Annotated in this window: 30 protein-coding genes; 13 read left to right on the forward strand and 17 right to left on the reverse strand. The window is 66.3% G+C overall.

The window, feature by feature from the left end; translation table 11 throughout:
- The first annotated feature begins 57 nt into the window (after positions 1–57).
- A complete protein-coding gene (locus ACZYVJ_RS11800) occupies positions 58–465 on the forward strand; it encodes a nuclear transport factor 2 family protein (RefSeq protein ID WP_463831158.1) in 408 nt (135 codons plus the stop codon).
- On the opposite strand, the gene ACZYVJ_RS11805 is transcribed toward ACZYVJ_RS11800, so the two are convergent.
- Entirely contained in the window at positions 462–986 is a 525-nt protein-coding gene (locus tag ACZYVJ_RS11805; RefSeq protein WP_085289001.1) for a gamma carbonic anhydrase family protein, read from the reverse strand. The two genes, ACZYVJ_RS11800 and ACZYVJ_RS11805, sit on opposite strands and share 4 nt — an antisense overlap.
- A gap of 114 nt (positions 987–1,100) precedes the next feature.
- On the opposite strand from ACZYVJ_RS11805, the gene ACZYVJ_RS11810 reads away from it, so the two are divergent.
- Both ACZYVJ_RS11810 and ACZYVJ_RS11815 read left to right on the forward strand, forming a co-directional pair.
- Positions 1,101–2,279: a Rieske 2Fe-2S domain-containing protein gene (locus ACZYVJ_RS11810; RefSeq protein WP_463831159.1), complete on the forward strand. Its 1,179-nt coding sequence runs from the start codon at positions 1,101–1,103 to the stop codon at positions 2,277–2,279.
- Between the two features lie 5 nt (positions 2,280–2,284).
- Positions 2,285–2,737, forward strand: a complete 453-nt coding sequence (locus ACZYVJ_RS11815; RefSeq protein WP_463831160.1) for a hypothetical protein — start codon at positions 2,285–2,287, stop codon at positions 2,735–2,737.
- A gap of 104 nt (positions 2,738–2,841) precedes the next feature.
- On the opposite strand, the gene ACZYVJ_RS11820 is transcribed toward ACZYVJ_RS11815, so the two are convergent.
- From ACZYVJ_RS11820 to ACZYVJ_RS11850, 7 genes are all read right to left on the reverse strand, one after another.
- The gene (locus tag ACZYVJ_RS11820) at positions 2,842–3,987 is read right to left on the reverse strand and encodes a sulfotransferase family protein (protein WP_463831161.1); all 1,146 of its coding nucleotides are present in this window, start codon (positions 3,985–3,987) and stop codon (positions 2,842–2,844) included.
- On the reverse strand, positions 3,987–4,769 hold the full coding sequence (locus ACZYVJ_RS11825; RefSeq protein WP_463831162.1) for an SDR family oxidoreductase: 783 nt from the start codon (positions 4,767–4,769) through the stop codon (positions 3,987–3,989). The genes ACZYVJ_RS11820 and ACZYVJ_RS11825 overlap by 1 nt, the downstream gene beginning before the upstream one ends.
- Positions 4,766–5,893, reverse strand: coding sequence for a hypothetical protein (locus ACZYVJ_RS11830; RefSeq protein ID WP_463831163.1), 1,128 nt, complete (start codon positions 5,891–5,893; stop codon positions 4,766–4,768). Before ACZYVJ_RS11830 ends, ACZYVJ_RS11825 begins: the two co-directional genes overlap by 4 nt.
- Positions 5,894–5,981: 88 nt before the next feature.
- Positions 5,982–6,293, reverse strand: coding sequence for a hypothetical protein (locus ACZYVJ_RS11835; RefSeq protein ID WP_463831164.1), 312 nt, complete (start codon positions 6,291–6,293; stop codon positions 5,982–5,984).
- A gap of 62 nt (positions 6,294–6,355) precedes the next feature.
- Complete coding sequence (gene dmpG / locus ACZYVJ_RS11840) at positions 6,356–7,414, reverse strand: 4-hydroxy-2-oxovalerate aldolase (RefSeq protein ID WP_463831165.1); 1,059 nt, start codon at positions 7,412–7,414, stop codon at positions 6,356–6,358.
- Complete coding sequence (locus ACZYVJ_RS11845; protein WP_064951985.1) at positions 7,411–8,343, reverse strand: acetaldehyde dehydrogenase (acetylating); 933 nt, start codon at positions 8,341–8,343, stop codon at positions 7,411–7,413. Before ACZYVJ_RS11845 ends, dmpG begins: the two co-directional genes overlap by 4 nt.
- Positions 8,344–8,395: 52 nt before the next feature.
- On the reverse strand, positions 8,396–9,181 hold the full coding sequence (locus ACZYVJ_RS11850; RefSeq protein ID WP_463831166.1) for a 2-keto-4-pentenoate hydratase: 786 nt from the start codon (positions 9,179–9,181) through the stop codon (positions 8,396–8,398).
- 72 nt (positions 9,182–9,253) lie between these two features.
- Here ACZYVJ_RS11850 and kstD point away from each other — a divergent pair, with 72 nt between their 5' ends.
- Positions 9,254–10,945 carry a 3-oxosteroid 1-dehydrogenase gene (gene kstD, locus ACZYVJ_RS11855; RefSeq protein ID WP_463831167.1) on the forward strand — a complete coding sequence of 564 codons (1,692 nt, stop codon included), beginning with the start codon at positions 9,254–9,256 and terminating at the stop codon, positions 10,943–10,945.
- Between the two features lie 5 nt (positions 10,946–10,950).
- A complete protein-coding gene (locus tag ACZYVJ_RS11860; RefSeq protein ID WP_463831168.1) occupies positions 10,951–11,811 on the forward strand; it encodes a MaoC family dehydratase in 861 nt (286 codons plus the stop codon).
- Positions 11,812–11,876: 65 nt separating this feature from the next.
- Here the strand turns inward: ACZYVJ_RS11860 and ACZYVJ_RS11865 are convergent, their stop codons facing one another.
- The 7 genes from ACZYVJ_RS11865 to ACZYVJ_RS11895 all read right to left on the reverse strand — a co-directional run bounded on the left by ACZYVJ_RS11865 (position 11,877) and on the right by ACZYVJ_RS11895 (position 18,802).
- The gene (locus ACZYVJ_RS11865; RefSeq protein ID WP_463831169.1) at positions 11,877–12,716 is read right to left on the reverse strand and encodes a hypothetical protein; all 840 of its coding nucleotides are present in this window, start codon (positions 12,714–12,716) and stop codon (positions 11,877–11,879) included.
- Positions 12,717–12,846: 130 nt separating this feature from the next.
- The gene (locus tag ACZYVJ_RS11870; RefSeq protein WP_463832962.1) at positions 12,847–14,016 is read right to left on the reverse strand and encodes a lipid-transfer protein; all 1,170 of its coding nucleotides are present in this window, start codon (positions 14,014–14,016) and stop codon (positions 12,847–12,849) included.
- Positions 14,016–14,417, reverse strand: coding sequence for a MaoC family dehydratase (locus ACZYVJ_RS11875; protein WP_463831170.1), 402 nt, complete (start codon positions 14,415–14,417; stop codon positions 14,016–14,018). The genes ACZYVJ_RS11870 and ACZYVJ_RS11875 overlap by 1 nt, the downstream gene beginning before the upstream one ends.
- Positions 14,414–15,376 carry a bifunctional MaoC family dehydratase N-terminal/OB-fold nucleic acid binding domain-containing protein gene (locus ACZYVJ_RS11880; RefSeq protein ID WP_463831171.1) on the reverse strand — a complete coding sequence of 321 codons (963 nt, stop codon included), beginning with the start codon at positions 15,374–15,376 and terminating at the stop codon, positions 14,414–14,416. Before ACZYVJ_RS11880 ends, ACZYVJ_RS11875 begins: the two co-directional genes overlap by 4 nt.
- Complete coding sequence (gene fadE29, locus ACZYVJ_RS11885) at positions 15,373–16,536, reverse strand: acyl-CoA dehydrogenase FadE29 (protein ID WP_064882143.1); 1,164 nt, start codon at positions 16,534–16,536, stop codon at positions 15,373–15,375. The genes ACZYVJ_RS11880 and fadE29 overlap by 4 nt, the downstream gene beginning before the upstream one ends.
- Entirely contained in the window at positions 16,527–17,552 is a 1,026-nt protein-coding gene (locus tag ACZYVJ_RS11890) for an acyl-CoA dehydrogenase family protein (RefSeq protein WP_463831172.1), read from the reverse strand. Before ACZYVJ_RS11890 ends, fadE29 begins: the two co-directional genes overlap by 10 nt.
- A complete protein-coding gene (locus tag ACZYVJ_RS11895; protein ID WP_463831173.1) occupies positions 17,552–18,802 on the reverse strand; it encodes a cytochrome P450 in 1,251 nt (416 codons plus the stop codon). The genes ACZYVJ_RS11890 and ACZYVJ_RS11895 overlap by 1 nt, the downstream gene beginning before the upstream one ends.
- 132 nt (positions 18,803–18,934) lie before the next feature.
- Between ACZYVJ_RS11895 and ACZYVJ_RS11900 the strand changes: the two genes are divergently transcribed.
- Genes ACZYVJ_RS11900 through ACZYVJ_RS11915 form a run of 4 tightly spaced genes read left to right on the forward strand, consistent with a single transcriptional unit; the run spans position 18,935 to position 21,471 of the window.
- Positions 18,935–20,098: a steroid 3-ketoacyl-CoA thiolase gene (locus ACZYVJ_RS11900; protein ID WP_065050856.1), complete on the forward strand. Its 1,164-nt coding sequence runs from the start codon at positions 18,935–18,937 to the stop codon at positions 20,096–20,098.
- Between the two features lie 22 nt (positions 20,099–20,120).
- Positions 20,121–20,510 carry a DUF8021 domain-containing protein gene (locus ACZYVJ_RS11905; protein ID WP_463832963.1) on the forward strand — a complete coding sequence of 130 codons (390 nt, stop codon included), beginning with the start codon at positions 20,121–20,123 and terminating at the stop codon, positions 20,508–20,510.
- An 18-nt stretch (positions 20,511–20,528) separates the two neighbouring features.
- Positions 20,529–20,981 (forward strand): nitroreductase family deazaflavin-dependent oxidoreductase, encoded by a 453-nt coding sequence (locus tag ACZYVJ_RS11910; protein WP_463831174.1) that lies wholly within the window; start codon positions 20,529–20,531, stop codon positions 20,979–20,981.
- Positions 20,982–21,018: 37 nt separating this feature from the next.
- The gene (locus tag ACZYVJ_RS11915) at positions 21,019–21,471 is read left to right on the forward strand and encodes a nitroreductase family deazaflavin-dependent oxidoreductase (protein WP_463832964.1); all 453 of its coding nucleotides are present in this window, start codon (positions 21,019–21,021) and stop codon (positions 21,469–21,471) included.
- Here the strand turns inward: ACZYVJ_RS11915 and ACZYVJ_RS11920 are convergent.
- Positions 21,468–22,373: an SDR family oxidoreductase gene (locus ACZYVJ_RS11920; protein WP_463831175.1), complete on the reverse strand. Its 906-nt coding sequence runs from the start codon at positions 22,371–22,373 to the stop codon at positions 21,468–21,470. The two genes, ACZYVJ_RS11915 and ACZYVJ_RS11920, sit on opposite strands and share 4 nt — an antisense overlap.
- 13 nt (positions 22,374–22,386) lie before the next feature.
- On the reverse strand, positions 22,387–23,172 hold the full coding sequence (locus ACZYVJ_RS11925) for an SDR family oxidoreductase (RefSeq protein WP_463831176.1): 786 nt from the start codon (positions 23,170–23,172) through the stop codon (positions 22,387–22,389).
- A 61-nt stretch (positions 23,173–23,233) separates the two neighbouring features.
- Between ACZYVJ_RS11925 and echA20 the strand changes: the two genes are divergently transcribed.
- The 4 genes from echA20 (at position 23,234) to ipdC (ending at position 26,775) form a co-directional block, all read left to right on the forward strand.
- Positions 23,234–23,989, forward strand: a complete 756-nt coding sequence (echA20, locus tag ACZYVJ_RS11930) for a (7aS)-7a-methyl-1,5-dioxo-2,3,5,6,7,7a-hexahydro-1H-indene-carboxyl-CoA hydrolase (protein ID WP_463831177.1) — start codon at positions 23,234–23,236, stop codon at positions 23,987–23,989.
- Positions 23,986–24,870 (forward strand): cholesterol ring-cleaving hydrolase subunit IpdA, encoded by an 885-nt coding sequence (ipdA, locus tag ACZYVJ_RS11935; protein ID WP_463831178.1) that lies wholly within the window; start codon positions 23,986–23,988, stop codon positions 24,868–24,870. The genes echA20 and ipdA overlap by 4 nt, the downstream gene beginning before the upstream one ends.
- Entirely contained in the window at positions 24,867–25,619 is a 753-nt protein-coding gene (gene ipdB / locus ACZYVJ_RS11940; protein ID WP_463831179.1) for a cholesterol ring-cleaving hydrolase subunit IpdB, read from the forward strand. The genes ipdA and ipdB overlap by 4 nt, the downstream gene beginning before the upstream one ends.
- Before the next feature lie 82 nt (positions 25,620–25,701).
- Positions 25,702–26,775, forward strand: coding sequence for a (3aS,4S,5R,7aS)-5-hydroxy-7a-methyl-1-oxo-octahydro-1H-indene-4-carboxyl-CoA dehydrogenase (gene ipdC, locus ACZYVJ_RS11945; RefSeq protein ID WP_463831180.1), 1,074 nt, complete (start codon positions 25,702–25,704; stop codon positions 26,773–26,775).
- Positions 26,776–26,838: the final 63 nt, after the last annotated feature.

A 26,838-nucleotide genomic window follows, 5' to 3' on the forward strand; every position in this document is an offset into this window, starting at 1 on the left:
TGCAGCGCGCAGCGATGAGGTGGGGGCACCTCCCGCTTGCGGGGGAGAGCGGCGCAGTTGACTGAGCATCCCGCGCACGAGGCCGGCCGCCGCTCCCGCGAGGCGGTGGCGGCCCGGGACAAGGACGCCTGGCTGGCGGTGTTCGCCGACGACGCCATCGTCGAGGACCCGATCGGGCCTTCGGTTTTCGACCCCGAAGGCCTGGGGCACCGCGGCCGCGACGCGATCTCGGCCTTCTGGGATAAGGCCATCGCCCCGACCACGAAGATCGAGTTCTTCTTCCGCGACACGTATCAGTGCGGCAACGAGGAAGCCAACGTGGGGCACATCCTGATCACGACGGGTGAGTACCAGACGACCGCCGAGGGCGTCTTCACGTACCGAGTCAACAGCGAGGGCAAGATGGTCGCCCTGCGCGCCTACTGGGAGATGGAGCGCGCGGCGGCCAACACGCGCAAGGTCTAGAGCGGTTCCAGCCCGGCCAGATGCCGCTGGGCGAGGTCGCGGTAGGCCTGCGGGTTCACCTTGACCCACATCTCGGCGCCCGTCCCGGCGACAGGTCCCCTGATCTGAGCCGGCGCGCCGACGGCCAGCATGCCGGGCGGAATCTGGGTGCCGGCCGTCACCAACGAGTGCGCGGCGACCAGGCTGCGCGCGCCGATCACCGCGCCGTCCAGAACGGTGGCGTGGTTCGCGATCAGAGCCTCCTGCCCGACGTGAACCCCGTGAATGACACACAGATGCGCGACCGTCGCGCCGGGACCGATGTCGACGGGGATACCGGGAGGCGCGTGCAACACCGACCCGTCTTGGACGTTGGCGCCCTCGCGCACCACGATCGGTCCGTAGTCGCCGCGCAATACGGCGTTGAACCAGACCGAGGCCCCCGCCTCCACCACGACGTCGCCGATCAGCGTGGCCGTCGGGGCGACGAAAGCGGTCGGATCGACCCGTGGCGCGCGGCCCTCGAACGCAAACAGCGGCATCGTTTAGATATACCCCAGTGCGCATATGTAATGGCCAGGCTCGCCGTCGTTGCCGCCCCCGCCGCAAAACTGTAACGTGTTCTAGTTAGAGGCCCAGTGAGTTGGAGGTAACAGGTGAGTACCGACACCAAGGCGGTCGGCATCCGGGAAATCGATCCCGGCGACTTGCCGACCAGATACGCCCGCGGCTGGCACTGCCTGGGCGTTGCCAAAGACTTCCAGGACGGTAAGCCGCATTCGATCGAGGCGTTCGGCACCAAGCTGGTGGTGTTCGCCGACTCGCAGGGCGACATCAAGGTCCTCGACGGGTACTGCCGCCACATGGGCGGGGACCTGTCGGAGGGCACCATCAAGGGCGACGAGGTCGCCTGCCCGTTCCATGACTGGCGCTGGGGCGGCGACGGCCGCTGCAAGCTGGTCCCTTACGCCAAGCGCACACCCAAGACCGCGCGCACCCGATCCTGGACGACCGACGTGCGCGGCGGCCTGCTGTTCGTCTGGCACGACCACGAGAACAATCCGCCGGACCCCGCCGTGCGCATCCCGGACATCCCGGAATCCCACAGCGACGAGTGGACCGAGTGGCGGTGGAACAGCATCCTCATCGAAGGGTCCAACTGCCGCGACATCATCGACAACGTCACCGACATGGCGCACTTCTTCTACATCCATTTCGGGTTGCCGACGTACTTCAAGAACGTTTTCGAGGGCCACATCGCGTCGCAGTACCTGCACAACGTGGGCCGGCCCGACGTCAACGACCTCGGCACCTCGTACGGTGAGGCGCACCTGGATTCCGAGGCGTCGTACTTCGGGCCGTCGTTCATGATCAACTGGCTGCACAACAGCTACGGCGGCTACAAGGCCGAGTCGATCCTGATCAACTGCCACTATCCGGTGACCCAGAACTCGTTCATGCTGCAGTGGGGTGTCATCGTCGAAAAGCCCAAGGGCATGGACGAAAAGATGACCGACAAGCTGTCCAAGGTGTTCACCGAGGGCGTCAGCAAGGGCTTCCTGCAGGACGTCGAGATCTGGAGGCACAAGACCCGCATCGACAATCCGCTGCTGGTCGAGGAGGACGGTGCGGTCTACCAGCTGCGCCGCTGGTACCAGCAGTTCTACGTCGACGTGGCCGACATCGAGCCGGAAATGGTGGAGCGCTTCGAGATCGAGGTGGACACCACCCGCGCCAACGAGTACTGGAATGCCGAGGTCGAGGAGAACCTCAAGGCCAAGGACGCCGAGGCCGACGAGCCGGTCACCGACGACGTGCCGGCCGAGCAACACTAGGAATCATGGGCGACGATCAGCCGGCGGTACCTGACGTCGATCAGCTTGCGCGGTCGATGTTGTTGCTGCATGGCGATCATCACGACCACGACGAGCATCCGGCCGGTCCCGGCAGCAAGGGCGGATCCTGGTCGAAATCAAGGGATTTCGCCAACGACCCCCAGCGTGCTGCGGCGGTTGCCGAAGCCAGTCGCGCCGACCGCGAGCAATACCTGAACTCGGGTCTGCTGCCGGTGGACTGCCGGTTCTGCCACGTGCGGGTGACCGTTCGCAGGCTCGGGCCTGGACACACCGCGGTGCAGTGGAACACCGAAGCGTGGCAGCGCTGCGCGTACTTCACCGAGGTGCGCGAGTCCGGGGGCGACACCGCGCGCACGAGGTCGTGCCCGAAACTCGGTGACAGCATTGAACACGCGGTCGCCGAGGGTTATCTCGACGACGAGCCAGACGACGACTGAGCGACCGTCGCGGCCGGCCCGCGTCCAGCCCGCGCCTGGTCAGCCTCCGCCCGAAGCATTGGTGAGGTGCCCGCCAATCCAGAAACCCTTGTGGCGCCTTCGACTTACAGGCCCGCGAACCGCTCCTTGACCGTTTCGGTGCTGAGGCCGTAGTCGGCCAGCGAGTAGGTGTGCTTGGGTGCCCGTGCCCCCGACTGGCTCTCGGCGTGCGCCTTTTCCATGGCCGCCTTGGCCTCTTCGGTCAAGGTCAGCCCGAAGTGGCGGTAAATGTCGGCCACCGTGCCCATCGGGTTGGCGATCAAGTCCTTGTAGTCCACGTCGTAGAACTGCGACGGGCTGTACTTGGCCCGCGCGGTGTTGAACCGCTCCAGCCCCCGCGACCATGTTTCCATTGCGTCGGCGCCGATTTGGGCGCCGGTGAACGACGTCGACCATCCCTCGGCGGTGTGCTGCGCCAGCGAGCACATCGAGGCCATGATGGTTTCGACCGGACGATGGGTCTGGATCACCAACGCGTCCGGATAGGTCGCCATCAACGCGTCCAACGCGAACAGGTGGCTGGGATTCTTCAGCACCCACCGCTTGTCGGCGTCGTTGAGTCCGATCAGCTGAAGGTTGCGGCGGTGCCGCTGATATGACGGCGTCCAGTCCTGCCGCGACAGCCACTGCGAGTAGGTGGGCAGGTGCGCCAGCGTCTCGTAGGACGCCGAATGCAGCGACTGCCGCAGCAGCTGCCAGCACTCCTCCAGCTCGTACGCAGCCATGAAATGCAGACCCGTGTAGTCCGGATTTTCGGCATGGTGCTTGTTGAACTGCGCGTTCAGTTGGCTGTAAAACGGGTTGGAATCCCAGGTTTCACGAGGCGGACGCGGCTGCGGAAATTCGGCCAACCACAGGTGCAGGCCCTGGTGCGCGGGATCGGCGCCAAGCAGCCGATGCAGGGCAGTGGTGCCGGTGCGCACCAGCCCGGTGACGAAGATCGGCCGCTCGATGACGACGTCCGCGTGCTGCGGGTATTGCTTCCAGGCGGCTTCGGAAAGCAGCCTGGCCACCAGCGCACCCCGCAGGAAGAAGCGATTCATCTTGCTGCCCAACGGCGTCAAGTCGGCGTCGCGTCGGTAGGAGTCCAGCAGCACTTCCAGCGCTTCGAGGTAGTTGTCGTCGTTGCTACCGAAATCGTCCAGCCCGATCATCTTGCTGGCCGACGCCTTCAGGTCGTCAACGGTGCCGACATCGGTGCGCTCTGCCATTAGGTGTGGTACTCCCCGCAATTGACGTCCAGGGTCTGCCCGGTGATGCCGCTGGACAGGTCGCTGGCCATGAATAGGATCGCCGAGGCCACCTCGTCCTCGGTCGGCAGCCGCTTCAGGTCGGAGTCGGCCGCGGTGGCCTGGTAGATCTGCTCGGCCGTGGTGCCGTACTTGCCGGCCTGGTGGTTGAAGTAGCCCTGCAGTGTCTCTCCCCAGATATAGCCGGGCGCAACGGAATTGACCCGGATCCCCTGCTCACCCAGCTCAGTGGCCAGCGAATGCGACATGGACAGCAGCGCGGACTTGGCCATCTTGTAGGCGCCGTACTTCGCCTGCGAGTGCCGCAGCACCATGGAGTTGACGTTGACGATCGAGCCCTTCGACTCGGCCAACGCCGGCGTGAACCCCTGGATGAGCCGCAGTGCGCCGAGCGCGCTGAGTTCGATCGCATCGCGAATATGTTGAAAGCTGGTGCCCGAGAACGGTTTCAGCGACGGCACTCGGAACGCGTTGTTGATCAGCACGTCGACCTTGCCGTAGGCCTCCAAGGTGGCGTGGACCAGGTTGCTCACCTGGTCGTCCTCGGTGATATCGGTGGGCACCGTCGTCGCACGGCCTCCGAGGTCGGCGATCTGTTTGGCAACGTCGTCCAGGCGTTCCGCCGTGCGGGCCGCCAGCACCAGGTCGGCACCTTCTCGCGTGCATCGGTGCGCCAGTGTCGTGCCCAGACCCGGGCCGACGCCGCTGATCACCACCACCTTGCCGTCGAGCAACTTCGTCATCCCAGCATCCTTGCCTGAATCTGTTTGTGGCGCAGAGCGATTCGGGTGCGCCAGTCGTCCTCGGAAATCTTGTTCTGGTCGAAGTACGGTAACGCGGCCGGAACCTTGTCGATGTCGACCACCTCGACCGTGGGACCGTCGGCGTCGGTGAGCTCACGCGACACCCGCTGCCAGCGGAACTGCAGGAAGCCCCGCCGATGGCCAAGCGTCTCCACCCAGTTGGTCACTCCCGGGTTCTGGTCGGCGACGACGATGCGCACCTTTCCGTCCGGATCCGCCTGCGCCTGAGTGTTGTTCAGGGAGGTCTGGTGGTTGATGTAGTCCAGCGAGATGTACCAGAGGCTGCCCAGTTGGAAGCCGAGGTAGGGCGCGTCGGTGACCGGGATGGTGATGACCATCGCCTGATCGGGCCGCAGGTCGAAGTGCCCGACCGACGAGTATTGGGTGGCCAGGCCGCCCGGAGTCAGTCGCGGCGGGACCATGGTGTTGACCGGGAGGTCCAGATAGAACCACTGCGGGAACTGCAGCCACGTCTTCACCCGCTGCACTAGCTGCTTGGCCGCTGTGGCATAACGCTTTTCGATGAGCTCACGCGTCAACGGCGGCGGTGCGGTGCCCGCCGTGTCGAGCCGGGCGATGGCCAGCGTGCCGCGCTGCGCCGACCAGTCGCCGTACACCTCGCGGATCACCAGTTGCCCGGGGCTCGTGGGCCGCACCCGCCACTCGAAGCTACCGTCGGGGGCGATCTCGAGCTCGCGGTCGTCGAACGCGGCCTGGCTGACGGGCACGAAGTCGTCCGTGTACTCGCCGCCGAGTAGCTGGAAACTCAGGTCGGTGGTGGTCCCGCGCCTGCCCGTGACCACGTAGTCGTGGTTTGCGTGCACCCGGGTACCGAAGTAAAGGGTGTCGGGGTTGTCCAGGCCCATCTTGGTGAACGGCCCGGTGCCCGACTGCAGGAAGGGATGGTCGCGGTCGTAGTCGACGGCCAGATGGATGCAGGCCGAGATACAACCGGCCAGATACTGCAACCCTTCGAGCAGGTCGGCTTCGGTCTCGATGAACGGCGCGTCGGCCACCAACTGCTCGGCCTCTGCGATCGCAGCGGTAAGGGGATCAGAGAACACGCCTAGACGCTAGAACGTGTTCTACTTTTTCGTCAATGGCGAACATTCCCGCGCGTCGGCCACAGCGTTCAGGGACGACGCCGGCTCACTAGGGTGGGCACGAGTGGGAAAGGTCGATCAGGTGCTGACGGACGTCGGGATGCCGATTGAGGTAGTCGATGACGTTGCCGTTACCGCCCTCCGCCTGCGACCTGGCCTGCAGCTGCTGGTGGAGGTCGGGATGCTTCTGCAGGTACGAATCGATGGATGAACCCACGTCCTGATTGCATTGCGGAGCCGCGTTGGCTATGCCCGCCACGGGTAGCGCGATCACCGTTGCGGCGGTAGCGGTCATTAATCCCCCGGCGAGCAGGCCGTACAGCCCGCGGCGACGGGCGCCGACTGTCTTGGATGTGCTCATAGGTGCCAGACTACTCGCGGTACCTTTGCGGCGCCTGTGCGTGGCCCGGGCGAAGTGGCAGGTCAGCGAGCGGGGGCGGCGCCGCTTTCTTGCTCGCGCTTGATTTCCAGCGCGATGTCGATGAGCTGGTCCTCCTGGCCGCCGATGAGCTTGCGCTGGCCGGCGCGGTGCAACAGCTCATGCGGCGGGACGCCGTAGCGCTCGCCTTGGCGGATGGCGTGCTTGAGGAAGCTCGAATACACCCCGGAGTAGCCCATGATCAGGGCGTTGCGGTCGAGCACGCACTCGGCCGGCATGGCCGGGGCGACCACCTCCTCGGCGGCGTCGGCGATGTCGAAGAAGTCGATCCCGGTCTTCACGCCGATCTTGTCGAACACCCCGATCAGCGCCTCGACGGGCGCGTTGCCGGCGCCGGCGCCGAAGCGGCGGCACGAGCCGTCGATCTGCTTGGCGCCCGCGCGGACGGCCTCGACGCTGTTGGCCACGCCCAGCCCGAGGTTCTCGTGGCCGTGGAAGCCGACCTGGGCGTCGTCGCCGAGTTCGGCGACCAGTGCGGCGACTCTGTCACGCACGCCCTCGAGGACCAGCGCCCCGGCCGAATCGACCACGTAGACGCACTGGCAGCCAGCGTCGGCCATGATGCGGGCCTGGGCGGCCAGCTTCTCGGGCGAGATGGTGTGGCTCATCATCAAGAACCCGACGGTCTCCAGGCCGAGTTCGCGGGCCAGGCCGAAGTGCTGGATCGACACGTCGGCCTCGGTGCAGTGCGTGGCGATCCGGCAGATCGAGCCGCCGTTGTTCTGGGCCTCTTTGATGTCTTCCTTGGTGCCCACACCGGGCAGCATCAAGAACGCGATCTTGGCCTCTTTGGCCGTCTCGGCGGCCAGCTTGATCAGCTCCTGCTCGGGGGTCTTGGAGAACCCGTAGTTGAAGCTCGAGCCGCCCAGGCCATCGCCGTGGGTGACCTCGATGACGGGCACCCCCGCGGCGTCCAGGGCGGCCACGATCGCGCCCACTTCGTCGGCGGTGAACTGGTGGCGCTTGTGATGGGAGCCGTCCCGCAGCGACGTGTCGGTCATCCGGACGTCCCAGATCGGGTTGAAGAAGATGTCGGTGGTCATGATTGCGCTCCTCCGGCCGTCGCGCTCAAGGATTCCTTGGCGATCTCCTCGCCAACCTTGGTCGCCGCGGCGGTCATGATGTCCAGGTTGCCCGCATATGGCGGCAGGTAATCGCCAGCGCCCTCGACCTCAACGAAGGTGGTGACCAGCGCCTGGCCGCCGGAGTTGATCGACGGGTCGTCGAACTGGGGCTCGTTGAGCAGCCGGTAACCCGGCACATAAGTCTGCACCTCGGCCACCACGTCGTGGATGGACTTGGCGATCGCGTCCCGGTCGGCGTCCTCCGGGATGGCGCAGAAGATGGTGTCGCGCATGATCATCGGCGGGTCCGCCGGATTCAAGATGATGATCGCCTTGCCACGCTTGGCGCCGCCGATGGTCTCCACACCCCGGCTGGTGGTCTTGGTGAACTCGTCGATATTGGCGCGGGTGCCGGGGCCGGCCGACAGCGAGGCGACCGAGGCGACGATCTCGGCATACGGCACGCCACCGAGGTCGGCGACGGCGCGTGACACCGCGTAGACGATCGGGATGGTCGCCTGGCCGCCGCAGGTGATCATGTTGACGTTCGGCGCGTCCAGGTGCTGGCGCAGGTTGGCCGGCGGGATCACCGCGGGGCCCACTGCGGCCGGCGTCAGGTCGATGGCCCGGATGCCGGCGGCCTCGTACTTGGGGGCGGCATCGCGGTGCACGTAGGCGCTGGTCGCCTCGAACACCAGGTCGGGCTTCTCCGACTGGGCCAACAGCCAGTCCACACCCTCGTGGGTGGTCTCCAGACCCAGCTTGCGGGCCCGGGCCAAGCCCTCGCTTTCCGGGTCGATGCCGACCATCCAGCGCGGTTCCAGCCAGTCCGATCGCAGCAGCTTGTAGAGCAGGTCAGTGCTGATGTTCCCCGACCCGACAATGGCCACAGTCGCCTTAGTCGGCATGATGCCCCTTTTCGAAGCGTTTGAGATTTAAGTTAGATGATTTAAATCGAGCTTATTCGAACGATAACCGCACCGAACCGAGGCCCGCGAAGTCGGCGACGAAGTTGTCACCGGGGTGTGCGTCGATCGCCCGCGTGCACGATCCGGGCAGCACCACGTCGCCCTTGCGCAGGCGGACACCGAAGCCGTCCACCTTGCGGGCCAGCCAGGCCACCGCAGTGACCGGGTTGCCCAGCACCGCGTCGGTACGGCCTTCCGCGACGACCTCACCGTTGCAGCGCAACACCGCGTCGATCCCCTTGACGTCGATGTCACGGGGGGAAACGCGCGCCTCACCGAGCACGAAACCCGCCGACGACGCGTTGTCGGCGATGGTGTCGCACAGTTCGATCTTCCAGTCGGTGATCCGGGTGTCGATCAACTCGATCGACGGGACCAGCGCCTCGGTCGCCGCCAGCACGTCGTCCTCGGTGCAACCCGCTCCCGGCAGGTCCGCGTTCAGGACGAACCCGACTTCGACCTCGACCCGCGGATAGAGGTAGCGGTTCGCCTTGACCGGGGTGTCCTCGAACAGCTGCATCTCGTCGAGCAGGTGTCCATAATCCGGCTCGTCGACGCCCATCATCTGCTGGATCGCCAACGACGACAGCCCCACCTTGTGGCCCAGCACGCGGGCCCCCTCCGCGACTCTCTGGCGGATGTTGATCAGCTGAATCTCGTAGGCATCGACGACGTCGATGTCCGGATAGGCGGCGGTAAGCGGGGCGATCGGCTCTCCGCTCCGCTCGGCTTGCGCCAAGTCGGCAGCTAGCTCGTCGCGCGTGGCAACACTGAGCATTTTTTCAAGTCTCCTCGTACTGTCGACCGGGCCAGTAGCGGCCGCCCAGGGCAATTCTATAACGTGTTCTACATGTCAGCGCAGGAGTACGACGTCGTCGTGGTCGGGAGCGGCGGGGCCGGCATGGTGGCCGCCCTTACCGCCGCTCACCGGGGTCTTTCCACCATAGTCATCGAGAAGGCCCCGCACTTCGGCGGTTCGACCGCACGCTCAGGCGGCGGCGTTTGGATCCCAAATAACGAAGTCCTCAAGCGTGACGGGGTCCGCGATACCGCCGAGGCCGCCCGGACCTATCTGCACGGGATCGTCGGCAACGTCGTCGAGCCGGAACGCATCGACACCTACCTCGAGCGCGGGCCCGAGATGCTGTCGTTTGTGCTGAAGCACACCCCGCTGAAGATGTGCTGGGTGCCGAAGTACTCCGACTACTACCCCGAGTCGCCGGGGGGCCGCGCCGAGGGCCGATCGATCGAGCCGAAGCCGTTCAACGCCCGCAAGCTCGGCGCCGACGAAGCCGGTCTGGAGCCGGCCTACGGCAAGGTCCCCCTCAACGTCGTGGTGATGCAACAGGATTACGTGCGGCTGAACCAGCTGAAGCGTCACCCGCGCGGTGTGCTGCGCAGCCTGAAGGTCGGGGCACGCACCATGTGGGCCAAAGCGACCGGCAAGAACCTCGTCGGCATGGGTCGGGCGTTGATCGGGCCGCTGCGGATCGGGTTGCAGCGGGCCGGGGTTCCGGTGGTGCTCAACACCGCCCTCACCGACCTCTACGTCGAAGACGGTGTGGTGCGCGGTGTTTATGTGCGCGGCGCCGGCGATGCCGAATCGGGTGAGCCTCAACTGATCCGGGCCCGGCGCGGCGTGATCCTGGCATCGGGTGGGTTCGAGCACAACGAACAGATGCGGGTGAAATATCAGCGCGCGCCGATCACCACCGAGTGGACCGTCGGAGCGGTGGCCAACACCGGCGACGGGATCCTGGCGGGCGAAAAGCTCGGCGCCGCACTGGACATCATGGAAGACGCCTGGTGGGGGCCGACCGTCCCGCTGGTGGGTGCGCCGTGGTTCGCGTTGTCCGAGCGCAACTCGCCGGGGTCGATCATCGTCAACATGTCGGGCAAGCGGTTCATGAACGAGTCGATGCCCTACGTCGAAGCCTGCCATCACATGTACGGCGGCGAATACGGTCAGGGACCTGGCCCGGGCGAGAACATCCCCGCCTGGCTGGTGTTCGACCAGCAGTACCGGGACCGCTATATTTTCGCCGGATTGCAGCCAGGACAACGCATACCGCGCAAGTGGCTGGAGTCGGGCGTCATCATCCAGGCCGACACGCTTGCGGAGCTGGCCCAGAAGGCCGGGCTTCCGGTGAGCGAATTCACCGCGACCGTGGAGCGTTTCAACGGCTTCGCGCGCTCGGGCATCGACACCGACTTCCAGCGCGGCGAGAGCGCCTACGACAGGTACTACGGCGACCCGACCAACAAGCCGAACCCGAACCTGGGCGAGATCAGTCACGCGCCGTACTACGCGGCCAAGATGGTGCCCGGTGACCTGGGCACCAAGGGCGGCATCCGCACCGACATCCACGGCCGGGCGCTGCGCGACGACGGCAGTATCATCGAAGGCCTATACGCCGCGGGCAACGTCAGCGCCCCGGTGATGGGCCACACGTACCCCGGTCCAGGTGGCACCATCGGCCCGGCCATGACGTTCGGCTACCTGGCGGCGTTGCACATCGCCGGCGGAGCCGGGGAAAGGTAACCGCGATGCCCATCGACGTAGACGTCGCGCTGAATAGCGAGCTGGATCCCATCGAATTCTCTTGGGCGAGCAGTGATGTGCAGCTCTACCACCTCGGGTTGGGCGCCGGCGCCGATCCGATGGACCCGCGCGAGCTGCGCTACCTGATCGACGACACCCCGCAGGTGCTGCCGACGTTCGGCAACGTCGCCGCCACCTTCCATGTGACGAAGCCGCCGACCGTCAAGTTCCCCGGCATCGACATCGAGCTGAGCAAGGTGCTGCACGCCAGCGAGCGCGTCGAGGCGCCCGCCCCCCTGCCGCCGTCGGGTTCGGCCAAGGCCGTCACCCGGTTCACGGACATCTGGGACAAGGGCAAGGCCGCGGTGATCTGGAGCGAGACGACGGTGACCGCGCCGGACGGCACGCTGCTGTGGACGCAGCGCCGGTCCATCTTCGCCCGCGGCGAAGGCGGCTTCGGCGGCGAGCGTGGGCCTTCGACGTCAGACAGCGCGCCCGACCGTGCCCCCGATCTCGAGGTGGACGTGCCGATCCTGCCGCAGCAGGCGCTGCTCTACCGGCTGTGCGGCGACCGCAACCCGCTGCACTCCGATCCCGAATTCGCCGCTGCCGCAGGCTTTTCCCAGCCCATCCTGCACGGGCTGTGCACCTACGGCATGACCTGCAAGGCGATCACCGATGCGCTACTCGACGGCGACACCGCAGCGGTGGCGGCCTACGGCGCACGTTTCGCCGGGGTCGCGTTCCCCGGCGAAACCCTCAAGGTCGGCATCTGGAAGGACAACGGCCGCTTCCTGGCCAGCGTTGTCGCGCCCTCGCGCGACAACGCCGTCGTGCTGTCGGGCGTCGAACTGGTGCCCACCTAGGGGTTGGCCCCGTTTCGCCGAGTGTGAAGTTAGTTTCACGTTGGGCGACGAGCGTGAAACTAACATCACATTCGCCGAGCGCGAGCCGCGTGCACCCGGCGAACGATCTCTGCCGGCCGGTCGCCTGCGACTACCCGCACTATGATCCAGCCGAGACGCTGCAGCATTTCTGAGCGACGAATATCCCATCCATACTGACGCCGATCCGTCCGATGATGATCACCGTCATACTCGACCGCGACCTTCATTTCTTCCCAGCCCATGTCGAGATATGCGATGAGATCGCCGAGCTCATCGGTGATAGGGATCTGCGTCTGCGGTGGCGGTAAGCCGGCTTGTACCAGCACAATCCGCAGCCACGACTCCTTCGGAGACTGCGCCCCACTGTCGAATAATGCGATGGCCTTGCGCGCCTGCACGATGCCCCGGCGGCGCGAGTACCTTTCTGCGAGCAGCTCGACGTCGGCCGCCTTGATTCGCGTCGCGCGGGCTAACGCATCGATGCCGGCAACCGCGGCAGTGGTCGAATACCAGCAGCCCATATCGAGGGCTGTCCTGGCTGCCGAGGTCACCGAGATTCCTCCTATGACGGAGATCTCGTCGTCCTCGATACGGTCTCCGTGCGCTCTGATTCCAGCCTGGGGATGGCGATTCTCGTGAATGAGGTCCACCACCGTCAAGCCGTCGACCCATTTGCTCCCGTGTAGCGCCGCGGCGGCGAACCCGGCGACCACGCCTTGGCGCCCGGACCACAACCAGCCCGCCCTCGCTCGCAGCGCCGCTGTGATGTCTGCATCCCGACTGACGTAAACGTCTCGGAAAAGCCGCACATACCCTGTGCTTAAACGGCCCCTGGTCAATGTGCCTCGAGCAACGGCTTCGCTGCCGAGGAACGGCTCTCCCATGGCAGCAGCGTCGCACGAGTCGCTCGTAACGTCACTTCAGTCGTCGAGCGTGAAGTTAGTTTCACGCTCGACGGCGAATGTGAAGCTAACTTCACACTCGGCTGGAAGCCGGACCCAACGACCGAAGCGGCTAGCCGAGGATCAGGCCCGACGTCGGCACGCCGGTACCGGCGGTGACGAGGACGTGCTCAACGTCGGGCACCGGGTTGACGGAGGTGCCCCGCAGTTGCCGCACGCCTTCGGCGATGCCGTTCATGCCGTGGATGTAGGCCTCGCCCAGCTGCCCACCGTGGGTGTTGATCGGCAGCCGCCCGCCGATCTCGATGGCGCCGTTGGCGATGAAGTCCTTGGCCTCGCCCTTGCCGCAGAACCCCAACTCCTCCAACTGAATCAGGGTGAACGGCGTGAAGTGGTCGTACAGGATGGCGGTCTGGATGTCGGTCGGCTTCAACCCCGACTGCCCCCAGAGCTGCTGGCCCACGACACCCATCTCGGGCAGGCCGAGCTCGGGCCGGTAGTAGCTGACCATCGTGTACTGGTCGGGGCTGGAACCCTGGGCCGCCGCCTCGATGATCGCCGGTCGCTGCTTGAGGTCCTTCGCGCGCTCCGGCGACGTCACCACGATCGCGACCGCGCCGTCCGTCTCCTGGCAGCAATCCAGCAGCCGCAACGGCTCGGCGATCCACCGCGAATTCTGGTGGTCCTCAATGGTTATCGGCTTCTCGTAAAAATACGCCTTGGGGTTCTTGGCCGCATGCTTGCGGTCGGCCACCGAAATCGCACCGAAGTCCCGGCTGCTGGCACCGGACAGATGCATGTAGCGCTGAGCGATCATCGCGACCTGCGCGGCCGGCGTGGACAGCCCGTGCGGGTAGGAGAACGAATTGTCCGCCGCTGTCGAATCAGCCTGCACGCCTGCGTTTCCCACGAACCGGGTCTGCACCTGACCGAACCGCATGCCCGATCGCTCGTTGAACGCCCGGTACGCCACGACGACGTCGGCCACCCCGGTGGCCACGGCGAGCGCCGCCTGCTGGACGGTCGCGCACGCGGCACCGCCGCCGTACCCGATCTGCGAGAAGAACTTCAGGTCACCGACGCCGGCCGCGCGCGCGACGGCGGTCTCGTTGTTGGTGTCCATCGTGAACGTGGTCAGCCCGTCGACGTCGGACGGGCTCAACCCGGCGTCGTCCAGCGCATCCAGGACCGCCTCCGCCGCGAGCCGCAGCTCGCTGCGGCCGGAGTCCTTGGAGAAGTCGGTGGCGCCGATGCCGACGATCGCGGCCTTACCCGACAACATCATGCGCCCCCGATGGTCAGCGTTACGTTGGCGATGACGTGGTCGCCAAGGCTGTTGCGGCCGAACACCTTCAGCGTGATCAGGCCGTCATCGACGGCGGTCACCTCGCCGGAGAAGGTGACGGTGTCGTAGGCGTACCACGGCACACCGAGGCGCAGGCCGATCGATTTGATCAGCGCCGTCGGGCCCGCCCAATCGGTGACGTAACGCTGCACCAGACCGGTGTCGGTGAGGATGTTGACGAAGATGTCCTTGGAGCCTTTGGACTGGGCCAGGTCCCGGTCATGGTGGACGTCCTGGAAGTCCCTGGTGGCCAGGGCCGTTGAGATGATGAACGTCGGCGTGCCCTGCAACTTGAGCTCGGGCAGGGTCGTGCCCACTTCAACAACGGGTGCGCTCATGCTCCGTCTCCCACGGGCTCCCAGGCGTAGAGGCTCCACTCCGGGCCGGACTCACCGGCCGGGAAGTCGATATAGGTTGCGCGGACCGGCATTCCGATCTTGATCTCGGCGTGGTCGACGTTACGTAGCTCGCTGAGCATCCGAACACCCTCGTCCAGTTCGATCAGTGCGATCACGAACGGCAGCGTGCGACCGGGCACCTTCGGCGCGTGGTGCACCACGAAGCTGAATACGGTGCCGCGGCCGCTGGCCACCGCGTAGTCGATGGGTTCGGCCTTGTCCTGCCACACCGCAGGCACCGGCGGGTGCTGAAGCGTGCCGTCGGCGAGGCGCTGGATGCGCAGCTCGTGCGCTTTGACGCCCTCCCAGAAGAACGCGGTGTCGCGCGACACCGCGGGACGCATCATCGCGTCGGCGTCCAGGTCCTGCGGTACGGAGGCGGCGGCGCCGGAATCCTCGCGGGGCCGGAATTTCAGGATGCGCCAGGCCATCTCGGCGACGTCCTCGTCGCCGACCCGCCAGGTGATGTGCTGGTTGATGAACCAGCCCTCGCCGAGCCCGGTCTGCTTGGGGCCCACCACGTCGCGCATCTCGGAGTGGACGGTGACCCGCTCGCCGGGGCGCAGATACCGGTGGTAAGTCTGCTCACAGTTGGTCGCGACCACGCCGATGTAGCCGGCGTCGTCGAACAGCTGCATGATCGGGCCCATGGGGTCGTCGGTCGGGCGCTCGCCGCCCAGTCCGAACATGGTCCACACCTGAATCATGGCCGGTGGTGCGACGATTCCGGGATGACCGGCGGCTTTGGCGGCGGCCTCGTCGACGTAGATCGGGTTGGCATCGCCGAGCGCCTCGACCCAGTTGTTGATCGTCGGCTGGTTCACCGGATCCCGGGCATCCCGCGGCTTGGCGACGACGGTGGCGGTGATTTCCGCGACCGCTTCCTTGATATCGGTCATCGAGGCACCCTCGGCACTTTGAGGCCGGACGCGGCGATCATCTCGCGCATCACTTCGTTCACGCCCCCGCCGAAGGTGATGACCAGGTTGCGCTTGGTCTGGGAATCCAGCCAGTTGAGCAGGTCGGCGGTGTCCGAGTCGGCGGGGTTGCCGTACTTGCCCACGATTTCCTCGGCGAGCCGGCCGATGTACTGGATGCGCTCGGTGCCAAAGACTTTCGTCGACGCGGCGTCGGCCACGTTGATGTCCTCGCCCGCGGCGGCCACCTGCCAGTTGAGCAGCTCGTTGATCCGCCACATCGCGTGGATCTCACCGAGGGCCCGCTTGACGTCCTGGTGGTCGATCGGCGTGACGCCGTCGCTGCCCGGCTTGGACGCCCAGGCGTGCACCCGGTCGTAGATGCCGGCGGTGCGGCCCGCGGGGCCCAGCATTACCCGCTCGTTGTTGAGCTGAGTGGTGATCAGCCGCCAGCCGCCGTTCTCCTCGCCGACCAACATGTCGGCGGGCACCCGTACATCGTTGTAGTAGGTGGCGTTGGTGTGGTGCGCGCCGTCGGACAGGATGATCGGCGTCCAGGAGTAACCGGGATCCTTGGTGTCGACGATCAGGATCGAAATGCCCTTGTGCTTCACGGCTTCCGGGTCGGTGCGGCAGGCCAGCCAGATGTAGTCCGCGTCGTGGGCGCCGGTGGTGAAGATCTTCTGCCCGTTGACGATGTACTCGTCGCCCTGGCGCACGGCAGTGGTCCGCAGCGAGGCCAGGTCGGTGCCCGCCTCGGGCTCGGTGTAGCCGATCGCGAAGTGGACTTCGCCCGCCAGGATGGCCGGCAGGAACTTCTTCTTCTGCTCATCGCTGCCGAACTGTTGCAGAACCGGGCCGACCGTCTGCAAAGTCACCGCGGGCAGCGGCACGTCGGCCCGGTGCGCCTCGTTGACGAAGATCGACTGCTCGATCGGACCGAAGCCCAAGCCGCCGAACTCCTTTGGCCACCCGACGCCGAGCTTGCCGTCGCGGCCCATCCGCCGGATCACCGCGCGGTAGGCCTCGTTGTGACGATCCTGCTCCATCGCCTTCATCTCGTCGGACGAGATCAGGTTCGAAAAGTATTCCCGCAGTTCCGCTTGCAGCTGGCGCTGCTCTGGAGTCAGGTCTATGAACATTGCGCTCCCACCAGATCGAGACGATGAGAAGGACCGCCCAGCAGCCGGGACAGGTCCTTGATCGTGGAGTAGTACCGGTGCATCGGGTAGGTGATGTCCATTCCCATCCCGCCGTGCAGGTGATGGCAGATCTGCATGACCGGCGGCGCTTGCGAGGTGATCCAGTAGCCGAGGACATCCAGATCGTCTTGGACCTGAGGGGCGGATCCGCCCCTTTCCGACAGCCCCCAGGCCACCGACTTCGCCACCAAATCGATGGTCCGCGAGGCGATGTAGACCTCGGCGAGCTGGGCGGCCACGGTTTGGAACGTCGACAGCGGCTTGCCGAACTGCTTGCGGTTGGCCACGTAGTCGGCGGTGAGGCGCAGTGCCCCTGCCACCAGCCCGTCGGTGTAGGCGCCGATGGCGGCCAGCACCAACTGGTTGACCCGGGAAGCCGTCGCGCCGGCCAGAACGTCGGAGTCTTCGACCGCGACGTCGGCGAACGTGACCGTGTACTCCTCGGAGCTGTTCGAGGTCGGCGTTTGGACCAGCTCGACCCCGTTGGCCTTCGACGACACCACCACCACCGCGCTGTCGGCGGTGACGATGATCCAATCCGCTTGTCCGGCATAGCCGACGCCGACCTTGGTGCCCGACAACCGCCCGTCGGCGAACGTGGTCGAGGGCCGGTCCGGCAGTGCGGTCCCGGGCTCGTTGAGGGCCGCGGTCAGGACCGTACCCTTGGCGACGCCGGCCAAAAACCGGTCCTGCTGTTCGTCGGAGGCCAGATCAAGCAGCGGCAGAACGCCGAAACCCAGCGTGGCCAGCGCCGGCGTGATGGCGCCGTGGCGGCCGATCTCGGTGAGCACGGTGGCGACCTCGGGCAGACCCACGCCGTCCCCGCCGAGACGTTCGGGCACCGGAAGCGCCGTAACGCCCCCGCTGACCAAAGCGTCCCAGTTCAATTCGCGCTCGGACACCGACGTCACCACATCAGCGACGGCCTGTTGCGTCGCGGTGAGATCGAAATCCATCAGGACGTCACCGCCGGCTTGCCGGCGTAGTCGACCTGCCAATGCTTGATGCCGTTCAGCCAACCCGACCGCAACCGCTCGGGCTCGCCGATCGGCTTGAGGTCCGGCATGTGATCGGCCACCGCGTTGAAGATCAGGTTGATCGTCATACGGGCCAGGTTCGCACCGATGCAGTAATGGGCTCCGGTGCCGCCGAATCCGACGTGCGGGTTCGGGTCGCGCAGGATGTTGAAGCTGTGCGGGTCTTCGAAGACCTCTTCGTCGAAGTTGGCCGACCGGTACGACATCACCACCCGCTGGCCCTTCTTGATCTGCACGCCACTCAACTCGGTGTCCTCGTTGGCGGTGCGCTGGAAGGCCGAAACCGGTGTGGCCCAACGGATGATCTCGTCCGCAGCGGTCGCTGGGCGCTCCTTCTTGAAGAGCTCCCATTGATCGGGGTTGTTCGCCATCGCGATCATGCCGTGGGTGATCGAGTTCCGCGTGGTCTCGTTGCCCGCCACGGCCAGCATCACCACGAAGAAGCCGAACTCGTCGTCGGAGAGCTTCTCGCCGTCGATGTCGGCCTGGATGAGCGTGGTGACGATGTCGTCGGTGGGGTTCTGGTTGCGCTCCGCCGCCATCGCCATCGCGTACATGATCAGTTCCATCGACGACTGGGCGGGGTCGACGGTGGCGTACTCGGGGTCGGTACCACCGGTCATCTCGTTGGACCAGCGGAAGAGCTTGTCGCGATCCTCCTGCGGAACGCCCAGCAGACCCGCGATGGCCTGCAGGGGCAGCTCGCACGACACCTGTTCGACGAAGTCACCGCTGCCCTCTTTCGCGGCGGTCTCGGCGATTTTCTGGGCGCGCTGGGCCAGCTCGGCTTCCAGCCGTCCGATGGCCCGCGGCGTGAACCCGCGGGAGATGATCTTGCGCAGCCGGGTGTGGTGCGGCGCGTCCATGTTGAGCATGACGCTGCGCTGCAGCTCGACCTGCTCGCGCTTCATCTCCGGCGGCCAGGTCGGGATGGCGCCGTTCATCCAGCTGGAGAAGATGTCGCTGCGCTTCGACACCTCCTTGACGTCGGCGTGCTTGGTGACGATCCAGTATCCGTGGTCCTCGAACCCGCCCGCGCCATTCGGGATGTCAACCCAGTGGATCGGCTCTGCCTTACGCAGCTGGGCGAGTTCCTCGACGGGCAAGCCGGCGAGGTTGACGTCGGGGTCAAGAAAGTCGAAGTCGGCGGGAATGTTGGGGGGTGCCATGTAGAGTGCGCTCCTTTTACAACACTAATTGCAACGTGTTCTAGTGCCAGTAAAACATGCCTCCTGCGCAGATAAAAGGCAGGTCACCATCCTCGCTTGTCAGAGTAATGAAACGTGTTCTAGCCTGACGGAATGGGTAACCCTGTCATCGTTGAAGCCACTCGTAGCCCCATCGGCAAGCGGAACGGATGGTTGTCCGGTCTGCACGCCACCGAGCTGTTGGGTGCGGTCCAGAAGGCGCTGGTCGAGAAGGCCGGCATCGACGCCGGCGACGTCGAACAGGTCATCGGCGGCTGCGTGACACAGTACGGCGAGCAGTCCAACAACATCAGCCGGGTCAGCTGGCTGGTGGCCGGGCTGCCGGAGCACGTCGGCGCCATGACCGTGGACTGCCAGTGCGGCAGCGGTCAACAGGCCAACGGCCTGGTCGCCGGCCTGATCGCGGCGGGCGCGATCGACATCGGCATCGCGTGCGGCATCGAGGCCATGAGCCGCGTCGGGCTCGGCGCGAACGCCGGTCCGGACCGCACCATCCTGCGGCCCGCATCGTGGGACATCGACCTGCCCGACCAGTTCACCGCGGCCGAGCGCATCGCCAAGCGGCGCGGCATCACCCGTGAGGACATCGACGAGTTCGGCCTGGCGTCCCAGACCAAGGCCAAGCAGGCCTGGGAAGAGGGGCGCTTCGACCGCGAGATCTCCCCGATCGAGGCCCCGGCGCTCGACGAGAACAAGCAACCGACGTCCGAGCGCGTGACCATCAGCCGCGACCAGGGCCTGCGCGACACCACGCTGTCGGGGCTGAGCTCGCTGAAGCCGGTCCTCGAGGGCGGAATCCACACGGCGGGAACCTCGTCGCAGATCTCCGACGGGGCGGCGGCCGTGCTGTGGATGGACGAGGACAAGGCCAAGGCGCTGGGCCTGCGGCCGCGGGCCCGCATCGTCAGCCAGGCGCTGGTCGGGGCCGAGCCGTACTACCACCTGGACGGCCCGGTGCAGTCGACGGCGAAGGTGCTGGAGAAGGCCGGGATGAAGATGGGCGACATCGACATCACCGAGATCAACGAGGCATTCGCTTCCGTGGTGCTGTCGTGGGCGCGCGTGCACGACCCGGACATGGCCAAGGTCAACGTCAACGGCGGCGCCATCGCGCTGGGCCACCCGGTCGGCAGCACCGGCAGCCGGCTGATCACCACCGCGCTGCACGAGCTGGAACGCACCGATCAGACCACCGCGTTGATCACCATGTGCGCGGGCGGCGCCCTGTCGACGGGCACCATCATCGAGCGCATCTAGCGCCCGGCCGGTTTCCATCTCTCTGGTGAGCGTCTCCGACGACAGCCGCATCGCCGCGGCGCAGGCCTACATCGACGCGTTGGTCAACCACGACGGTGACGCCGTTCCGTTCGCGCGCAGGTGCACCCGCATCGAGCAGGGAATCAAGAACGGTTTCTCCGGAAATCACCTGCGGCGCAGCCTCAATCGCGGGCTGCAGTACCGGTTGCTCGCGGACACCACGCCACCGGACTACCGCGTCGACGGCGACCGGGTGCACGCGACATACCAGGTGCTGACCAAGGTGGCGTTCGTCGGCCGGCGCCTGGCCGCGCACGTCAACGAGACCTTCGTGATTCCGGCCGAAAGCCCAAGCGGGAAGGCCGAAATCCACCACATCAGGGTTCGCTTCCAACCATTCATCCAGCGTTAGGGACGTCAAGGAGCTCCCATGCCGAAACCGAAGCCACGTGCACTGAATGCGCCCTGGGTCAGCTTCATCATCAAATGGATGGCCAAGGGCAACGCGTGGATCTACAAGCGCAGCAACGGAAAGTTCGGCGACACGTTTCAGAAGGCTCCGGTCGCGCTGCTCACCACCATCGGCCGCAAGAGCGGCGAACCGCGGGTCAGCCCGCTGCTCTACCTGCGCGAGGGGAACCGGGTGATCCTGGTCGCCTCCAGGGGCGGCAGCGACAAACACCCGCAGTGGTACCTCAACCTCAAGGCCGATCCCAAAGTCTCTGTGCAGATCAAGGACGAGGTGCTGCAGCTGCAGGCGCGCGATGCCACCGAGGCGGAACGCGCCGAGTACTGGCCGAAGCTGGACCCCATGTACCCCTCGTTCGACGATTACCGGGCCTGGACCGATCGGGTCATCCCGATCGTCATCTGCGATCCCTAAGTTTCATCTCACCCAGGTGGGGAATCATCTGGGCACCATGTCCGACCGCCGCTGGATTCGCAACTCGCGCCCGATTGCGCTGCTGCTCAAGTATTTCGCGCGCGCCCACATCTGGGTGTACCGACGAACAAACGGCAAGGTCGGTGCCAAGCTGCTGCGGTTCCCGGCGGCCTTGCTGACCACCACCGGACGCAAATCCGACGAGCCGCGAACCACCGCGACGCTGTACCTGCGCGACGGCGAGCGGGTGATCCTGCCCGCGTCCTTCGGCGGGCGCGACGAGGATCCGCTGTGGTATCTCAACCTCAAGGAGAACCCCGACGTGCGGGTGCAGATCCGCGCCCAGCGCCTGGACCTGGTCGCCCGCGACGCCACCGACGCTGAGCGCGAACGGTATTGGCCACGATTGACGCGGATGTACCCGCCCTATCGCAAGTACCGCGAGACCGCCGACCGGGTGATTCCGCTGGTGGTGTGCGAGCCGCGCTAGGCGCCGTAGACCGGGACCGGGGGTCGCGCCTTCGCGAGCAGATCGGCGACGACGCGTCCCAGTTCCGCGGGATCCCACCTGGCGCCCTTGTCGATCTCCGGCCCGTGCGCCCAGCCCTCGGCGACCCGGATCTTGCCGCCCTCGACCTCGAACACCTTGCCGGTGACGTCGCGCGATTCGGCGCTGCCCAGCCAAACCACCAGCGGTGAAATGTTTTCCGGCGCCATGGCGTCGAAGTCCTGGTCCTGCGTCGCCATCATCTCGGCGAACACCGTCTCGGTCATGCGGGTGCGAGCCGAGGGCGCGATGGCGTTGACGGTGACGCCGTAGCGCCCCATCTCGGCGGCGCCGACCAACGTCATCGCCGCGATGCCGGCCTTGGCGGCGCTGTAGTTGCCCTGCCCGACGCTGCCCTGCAGGCCGGCGCCCGAACTGGTGTTGATGATCCGGGCGTCAACGGTTTTGCCCTCCTTGGACAGCCCGCGCCAGTACGACGCGGCGTGGCGCATCGTGGCGAAGTGCCCCTTGAGGTGCACGGCGATGACGGCGTCGAATTCCTCTTCGCTGGTGTTGGCCATCATCCTGTCGCGCACGATGCCGGCGTTGTTCACCAAAACGTCCAGGCCGCCGAAGTTTTCGACGGCGGTCTGGATCAGGCTCGCCGCCTGCTCCCAGTCGGCGATGTTGGATCCGTCGGCGACGGCTTCACCCCCGGCGGCGACGATTTCGTCGACCACACTCTGGGCGGCGCTGCCACCGCCGGCCGGCGAACCGTCCAGGCCCACCCCGATGTCGTTGACCACCACACGCGCGCCTTCTTCCGCGAAGGCCAGCGCATGCGCGCGACCGATACCGCCGCCCGCTCCGGTGACGATGACGACGCGGCCGTCAACCACTCCCATGCTTTTGTCTCCTCTACTTAATCGCGCTCGCGTTGGTGCTGGCCAGATAGTGCGGCGGCTCGCCGCCGCCGTGCACCTCCAACGACGCCCCGCTGATGTAGGACGCGGCGTCGGAAGCCAGAAAGGCTGCGGCCCAACCGATATCGGCGGGCTCGGCCAGCCGGCCGAGTGGCACATTCTTCGAAATCGCCGCGATGGAGTCGGCATCCCCGTAGAACAGTTCGGACTGCTCGGTCTCCACCATGCCGACCACGCAGGCGTTCACCCGGACCTTCGGACCCCACTCCACCGCCAGGGTCTGCGTCAAGCTTTCCAGGCCGGCCTTGGCCGCACCGTAGGCACCTGTTCCGGGAGACGGCCGGCGGCCGGACAGGCTGCAGATGTTGATGATCGAGCCGCCCTGCTGCTGGCCTTGCATGTGAGCGTTCGCATGCTGCGAAACCGACAGCGCACCAATCAGATTGAGTTCGATGATCTTGCGGTTGAAATTGGCGCTGGACTCCGCGGTCAGCACGTAGGGCGATCCGCCGGCGTTGTTGACGACGACGTCGAGCCGCCCGTGCCGGTCCACGATGGTGTCGATCAATCCCTTGACGGCGTCGTCGTCGCGGACGTCGCATGAGTGGAAGTCGTAGGGCAATCCGTCGACCGCCCGTCGCGCGCAGGTGACGACGGTGGCGCCCTGCCTGGCGAAAACGGAGCTGATGCCGGCACCCACCCCGCGGACACCGCCGGTGACGAGAACGACCCGCCCGGCCAGCCCCAAGTTGATGGCGTCGGATGCTTCGGCGCGAGTCACTGTGCTAGCGTACCAAGCAAGTGCTTGCTTAGGTAGTTACCCCCCACAAGGAAGTGGCACCTTGCCCATCACATCCACCACCACCGAGCCGGGCATCGTCGCGGTCACCGTCGACTTCCCGCCCGTCAACGCCATCCCGTCGCGCGGCTGGTTCGAACTTGCCGACACCATCACCGCGGCAGGCCAAGACCCCAACACCCACGTGGTGATCCTGCGCGCCGAGGGCCGTGGCTTCAACGCCGGGGTCGACATCAAGGAGATGCAGCGCACCGAGGGATTCACCGCGCTGATCGACGCCAACCGCGGCTGCTTCGCCGCGTTCCGCGCGGTCTACGAGTGCGCGGTGCCCGTCGTCGCCGCCGTCAACGGCTTCTGCGTCGGCGGCGGCATCGGGCTGGTCGGCAATTCCGACGTCATCGTGGCGTCCGACGACGCCACGTTCGGGCTGCCGGAGGTGGAACGAGGCGCGCTCGGTGCGGCGACGCACCTGTCGCGACTGGTTCCCCAGCACATGATGCGGCGGCTGTTCTTCACCGCGGCCACCGTCGACGCCGCCACCCTGCACCACTTCGGCTCGGTGCACGAAGTGGTGCCGCGCGATGAGCTCGACGAGGCCGCCCTGCGGGTCGCGCGCGGCATCGCCGCCAAGGACACCCGCGTTATCCGCGCGGCCAAGGAGGCGCTGAACCTGATCGACGTGCAACGAGTCAACTCGAGTTACCGCATGGAACAAGGCTTTACGTTCGAGCTCAACCTCGCGGGCGTTTCCGACGAGCACCGCGACGCGTTCGCCGGCACCGAGAAGGGCAACAAGTGAGCGACAAACGCACCACCCTCGACGAGGCCGTCGCCCAGATCAGCAGCGGCATGACCATCGGGATCGGCGGCTGGGGATCGCGGCGCAAGCCCATGGCGTTCGTGCGTGCGCTGCTGCGCACCGACATCACCGACCTGACCGTTGTCACCTACGGCGGGCCGGACCTGGGCCTGCTGTGCTCGGCCGGCAAGGTCAAGCGGGCCTACTACGGATTCGTCTCGTTGGACTCCCCGCCCTTCTACGACCCCTGGTTCGCCAAAGCCCGTGTCGATGGCGCGATCGAGGCCCGGGAGATGGATGAGGGCATGCTGCGCTGCGGACTGCAGGCCGCCGCACAACGGTTGCCGTTCCTGCCGATTCGGGCCGGGCTGGGCAGCTCGGTGCTGGACTTCTGGGAGGGCGAGCTGCAGACGGTGACCAGCCCGTATCCGGCACCCGGCGGTGGGCACGAGACCCTGATCGCGATGCCGGCGCTGCGCCTGGACGCCGCCTTCGCGCATCTTAATCTCGGTGACGCGCAAGGCAATGCGGCCTACACCGGCATCGACCCCTACTTCGACGACCTCCTCCTGATGGCCGCCGAGAAGCGCTTCCTGTCGGTTGAGCGCATCGTGTCCACCCAGGAATTGGTCAAGGCGGTCCCGCCGCAGGCGCTGCTGGTGAACCGGATGATGGTCGACGGCGTGATCGAGGCGCCGGGCGGCGCTCACTTCACCACCGCGGCGCCGGATTACGGGCGCGACGAGAAGTTTCAGCGGCACTACGCCGAGGCGGCCTCCACCGACGAGGGTTGGCAGCAGTTCGTGCAGACTTTCCTGTCGGGCAGCGAAGAGGACTATCAGGCGGCCGTGCGCACGTTCAAAGAGGAGGCCTCGTCATGAGCGGCGATGCGATCACCCGACCCGAGATCTGTGCGATCGCCTGCGCCGAATTGTTCAGGGACGCCGGCGAGATCATGGTCAGCCCGATGACCAACATGGCCTCGGTCGGCGCGCGGCTGGCCCGGTTGACCTTTTCACCGGACATCCTGCTGACCGACGGCGAAGCGCAGCTGATGGCCGAGACCCCGGCCCTGGGCGCGTCTGCTCCCGTCGAGGGCTGGATGCCCTTCGGCCGGGTCTTCGAGACCCTGGCGTGGGGCCGGCGGCACGTGGTGATGGGCGCCAATCAGGTTGACCGCTTTGGCAATCAGAACATCTCGGCGTTCGGTCCGCTGCAGCAGCCCAAGCGCCAGATGTTCGGCGTGCGCGGTGCGCCCGGCAACGCCGTCAACCACGCGACCAGCTACTGGGTGGGCAATCACTCCAAGCGGGTGTTCTGCGAGAAGGTCGACATCGTCTGCGGAATCGGCTGGGACAAAGTGGACTTCGACAACCCGGCGTTCCGCTTCGCGAACACCTATCGGGTGGTGTCCAACCTCGGCGTGTTCGACTTCGGCGGGCCGGACCGCGCCATGCGCGCGGTGTCGCTGCATCCCGGAGTCACGGCCGATGAGGTCGCCGAGAACACCTCGTTCGAGGTGCATGGGCTGGAGGACGCCGCGGAGACCAGGCTGCCGACTGACGACGAGCTGCGCCTGATCCGCGAGGTCATCGACCCGAAGTCGCTGCGCGACAGAGAGATCCGTTGATGAATATTTCGTCTCCTCATCGCTTCGTCCCCCTCGCCGCTTCGCGGCTGGGGGTGCCCCCACTGCATCGTCGGCGGCGGATATGAAGCTGCGCACGCCGCTGACCGAGCTGGTCGGTGTCGAGCACCCGGTGGTCCAGACCGGGATGGGCTGGGTGGCCGGCGCCCGGCTGGTTTCCGCCACGGCCAACGCCGGCGGGCTGGGCATCCTAGCCTCGGCCACCATGACGCTGGACGAACTGGCCACGGCCATCGCCAAGGTCAAGGCCGCCACGGACAAGCCGTTCGGGGTGAACATCCGCGCCGACGCCGCCGACGCCGGCGACCGCGTGGACCTGATGATCCGCGAAGGCGTCAAGGTGGCGTCCTTCGCCCTCGCGCCCAAACAGGAACTCATCGCGCGGCTGAAAGAGGCCGGCGCGGTGGTGATTCCGTCGATCGGCGCCGCCAAGCACGCCCGCAAGGTGGCGAGCTGGGGCGCCGACGCGATGATCGTGCAGGGCGGCGAGGGCGGTGGCCACACCGGGCCGGTCGCCACGACCTTGCTGCTGCCCTCGGTGCTGGATGCCGTGCAGGGCAGCGGGATCCCGGTGATCGCGGCCGGCGGATTCTTCGACGGACGCGGCCTGGCGGCCGCGTTGAGCTACGGCGCCGCGGGCGTCGCGATGGGTACCCGCTTCCTGTTGACCTCGGATTCGACCGTGCCGGATGCGGTGAAACGCCGTTACCTGGAATCGGCGCTGGACGGCACGGTCGTCACGACGCGGGTGGACGGCATGCCGCACCGGGTGCTGCGCACCGGCCTGGTCGAGAAGCTGGAAAGCGGTACCCCGATCAGGGGTCTGACCGCCGCGGTGCGCAACGCCGCCAAGTTCAAGCACATGTCTCAGATGACGTGGCGATCGATGATCAGCGACGGCCTGGCGATGCGTCACGGCAAGGAGCTGACGTGGTCGCAGGTGGTGATGGCGGCCAACACCCCGATGCTGTTGAAAGCCGGCCTGGTTGACGGGGACACCGATGCCGGCGTGCTGGCTTCCGGCCAGGTGGCCGGCATCCTCGAGGACCTGCCGTCATGCGCCGAACTGATCGACTCGATCGTGCGCGACGCGGTCAAGCACCTGCAGGCGGCATCCGGGCTGGTGGAAGGGCCGTAACCGACCGAGTCAATGATTGAAGTGCATAGCTAAAGTTTTGTGCTATTAAGCTATAATCTTCAT

This window comes from Mycobacterium sp. IDUB_3, assembly GCF_055419585.1.